This window comes from Streptomyces sp. NPDC058619, assembly GCF_042717785.1.
GTDB lineage: Bacteria > Actinomycetota > Actinomycetes > Streptomycetales > Streptomycetaceae > Streptomyces.
In genome coordinates, this window is record NZ_JBHXQN010000135.1 from 1 (window position 1) to 3,916 (window position 3,916).

Annotated in this window: 1 protein-coding gene; it reads right to left on the reverse strand. The window is 68.8% G+C overall.

Annotation, left to right across the window (positions count from 1 at the left end):
* Nucleotides 1-3,916: amino acid adenylation domain-containing protein (locus ACFWTC_RS38665; RefSeq protein WP_384075144.1), on the reverse strand; the 3,916-nt coding region annotated here is incomplete at both ends.

The following is a 3,916-nucleotide window of genomic DNA, read 5'->3' on the forward strand; positions in this document are numbered from 1 at the left end:
AGAACCCGGCCAGCTCCCGGCCCAGACGCCGCTCCGCAGGCACGACCACCAACGCCGCACCGGACGTCAGCGCCAACGACCACTCCAGGCAGAAGTTGTCGAAGCTCAGCGAAGCGAACTGCGCCACCCGCGAACCAGGGCCCGTCTCGAACCGGGCCAGAGACGCCGTGCGCATGTTCACGAACCCAGCGTGCGACACCACCACGCCCTTGGGCCGGCCCGTCGACCCCGACGTGTAAATCACGTAAGCCGGAAGCGCCGGCGAACCCGGACCCACAACCGGCCTGTCCACCGCCAAGCCCGCCAGAGCGGCAACCGTCTCCGGCGCGTCGATCAACGTCACCGCAGCCGACGCCGGCACCGCCCCGGCCGTGCCCACGGCACCAAGCACCACGACCGGCCTGGCATCGTCCAGCATGTGGGCGACCCGCTCAGCAGGATAGGCAGGATCGACCGGCAGATAAGCAGCACCGGCCTTCAGCACACCCAGCAGCGCCACCATCAGGTCGACGCCGCGCTCCAGCACCACCGCCACCAGCGACTCAGGACCCACACCCTGACCTACCAAATAATGCGCAAGCCGGTTCGCACGGGCATCCAGCTCCCCATACGACACCTCAACACCATCAGCGACAACCGCCACCGCACCCGGAGTACGAGCCGCCTGCGCCTCGAACAGCTCCGTCACAGTAGCCCGCGGCACCTCAACCGCAGTGTCGTTCCACTCCACCAACAACCGCTGCCGCTCACCCTCGTCAAGGACCTCGACGGAGCCGATACGGGTGGTCGGGTCGGCGGCCAGGGTCTCCAGCACCTGTCCGAAGCGCTGCGCGAGCCCCTGGACGGTGTCCGGCGCGAACAGGTCCGCCGCAGCGACCAGGACGCCGCGCAGCCCTGCGGGACGGCCTTCGGCGTCGAAGACCTCGCCGACGCTCACGTCCAGGTCGAACTTAGCCACCGGCGCACCGGCCGGTCCGGCTTCCGCCGTCAGGCCGGGCAGGTCCAGGACGGCGTCGGCGCCGTTCTGCAGCGTCAGCGTCACCTGGAACAGGGGGTGCCGGGCCAGCGAGCGGGACGGGGCGAGCTCCTCCACCAAGCGCTCGAACGGCACATCCTGGTGCCCGTACGCAGCGAGAGCCGTCTCCCGAACCCGCGAGAAGAGTTCAGTGAACGTCGGGTTCCCGGAAAGGTCCGTACGCAGCACCAGCGTGTTGACGAAGAACCCGACCAGGTCGTCGACTGCCTCATCGGTGCGTCCTGCGTGTGGGGCGCCGATCGGGATGTCGGTGCCTGCACCGACGCGGGAAAGCAGCACCGCCAGGGCGGACTGGAGCACCATGGCCACCGTCACGCCCTCGGCCCGCGCCACCTCCACGAGGCGGGCGTGCACCTCCGCCGGGATCTCCAGCGGGACACCGTGGCCGCGGTAGCCGAGGACTTCGGGGCGGGGGTGATCATAGGGCAGCGTCAGCTCTTCGGGGACGCCGGCGAGAGCCTCACGCCAGAATGCGACTTGCCGGGCCGTGAGGCTTCCCGGGTCGTTCTCGTCGCCGAGGAGCTCGCGCTGCCACAGCGCGTAGTCCGCGTACTGCACCGGCAGCGGCTCCCACTCCGGAGCCCGACCCGCACAACGCGCCTCGTACGCCACCGACACATCCCGCGCCAACGGCCCCATCGACCAACCGTCACCGGCAATGTGGTGCACCACCACAACCAGCACATGCTCATCCGGACCCACGGCGAGCAGCTGAGCACGGATCGGCACCTCGACCGCCAGGTCAAACGCATACCCCGCCGCCTCGGCCACCGCGGCGTCCACATCCACCGCGGCCACTTCCCGGATCTGCAGTCCCCACCGGAGGACCTCAGGCTCAAGGACGTGCTGGTACGGGTCACCATCAGTGGTCGCGAAGATCGTGCGCAGCACCTCGTGACGGCCGACGACGTCCCTCATCGCCGCAGCCAGCGCCGGGGCGTCCAGTGCACCCTTGAGCCGGAGCACCATCGGGATGTTGTACGTGGAGCTCGGCCCCTCCAACTGGCGGATGAACCACAGACGGCGCTGAGCGAACGACAGCGGAACCCGCTCCGGACGCTCCTGGACCGTCAGCGCCACCCGGGCCCCGTCCGCCCCATCGATCCGAGCCGCGAGACGGGCCACCGTCGACGCCTCGAACAACGTGCGCAGCGACAGCTCGACACCCAGCACCAACCGCACCCGGCTCACCAGGCGTACAGCCAGCAGCGAGTGGCCGCCCAAATCGAAGAAGCTGTCGTCAACGCCGACATTCTCCACACCCAGGACTTCGGCGAACACTCCGCACAAGATCTCCTCGCGCACGGAGGAGGCACCACGACCGGAGCCGGTGACGTACTCCGGTGCCGGCAGCGCCTTGCGGTCAAGCTTCCCGCTCGGCGTCAGCGGCAGCGCCTCAAGCACCACCACCGCCGACGGCACCAAGTACTCGGGCAGCCGCCCGGCAGCAAACTGGCGCAGCCTCTGGGGTGTTTCATCCTCACCATCATGACGGTCACCGGCGGTTACCACGTAAGCAACCAGGCGCTTGTCACCCGGAACGTCCTCGCGTGCGATTATCGCGGCCTGGGCGACCTGCGGGTGTGCCATCAGCACGGACCGCACTTCACCCGGCTCGATGCGGAAGCCTCGTATCTTGACCTGCTCATCCGACCGGCCCAGGTACTCCAGCTGACCCCCGGTACTCCAGCGCACCAGGTCACCGGTCCGGTACAGCCGCTCACCGGCCGTACCGAACGGGCTGGCCACGAACCGCTCCGCCGTCAGGTCGGGCCGGCCCACATACCCGCGCGCAAGACCCGAACCAGCCACATACAGCTCACCAACCACACCCGGCGCCACCGGAGAAAGCCACTGATCGAGCACGTATACACGGGTGTTGGGAATCGGTGAACCGATGTACGGCACGTCACCGGCCGCCAGCGGCTGGGACATCGACACACACACCGTCGCCTCGGTGGGACCGTACGCGTTCACCAGCCGCCGACCGGTGCCCCACACCTCCACCAGGTCGGCAGTCAGTGCCTCACCCCCCGACGCCACTGTCTTCAGTGACGGCACTTCCTGCGGATCCAGCACGCTCAGCACTGCAGGCGGCAACAACGCGTGCGTCACCCCGTGCCGCGCCATCACCTCCACCAGACCAGACCCAGGCACCAACATCTGTGCCGGTGCCACCACCAACCTGGCCCCCGCACACAGCGCCCCCCACATCTCCCACGTGGCCGCGTCAAAGCCCGCGGACGCGAACTGCAGCATCCGGCTGGCGCCATCCACCGCGAACCGCTCTGCCAGCGCCGCCACCAGCGAGCCCACGCCCGCATGCGGTACCACCACACCCTTGGGCCGGCCCGTCGACCCCGACGTGTAGATCACCCAAGCCGGATGCGCCGCCAACAGCGCTCCACCTCGGTCTGCCTCCGGCAACGGTGAAGCATCAATACCGGTCAACGCCTGTACGGTTCCAGCCTCGTCCAGCATCACCTGGGCCAGACTCTGCGGCAGCACACTGCCCAGGCCAAGAGAGGTCACCGCACACACCGCACCTGCATCGGCGAGCATGAACTTCGCCCGTTCGGCGGGATAAGCCGGGTCGATCGGCAGATATGCAGCCCCGGCCTTCGACACCGCCAACAGCGCCACCACGAGGTCGATGCCGCGTTCCAGGCACACGCCCACCACGGACTCCGGACCCACGCCTCGACCCACCAGCAGCCGCGCCAGACGGTTCGCACGCCCATCCAGCTCCGCATACGACACCTCAACACCGTCGGCGACAATCGCCACCGCGTCCGGCGTCCGCGCCACCTGCGCCTCGAACAGCTCCGGAATCGTCCCCGCCGGCACCTCGGTAGCCGTGTCGTTCCACTCCACCAGCAA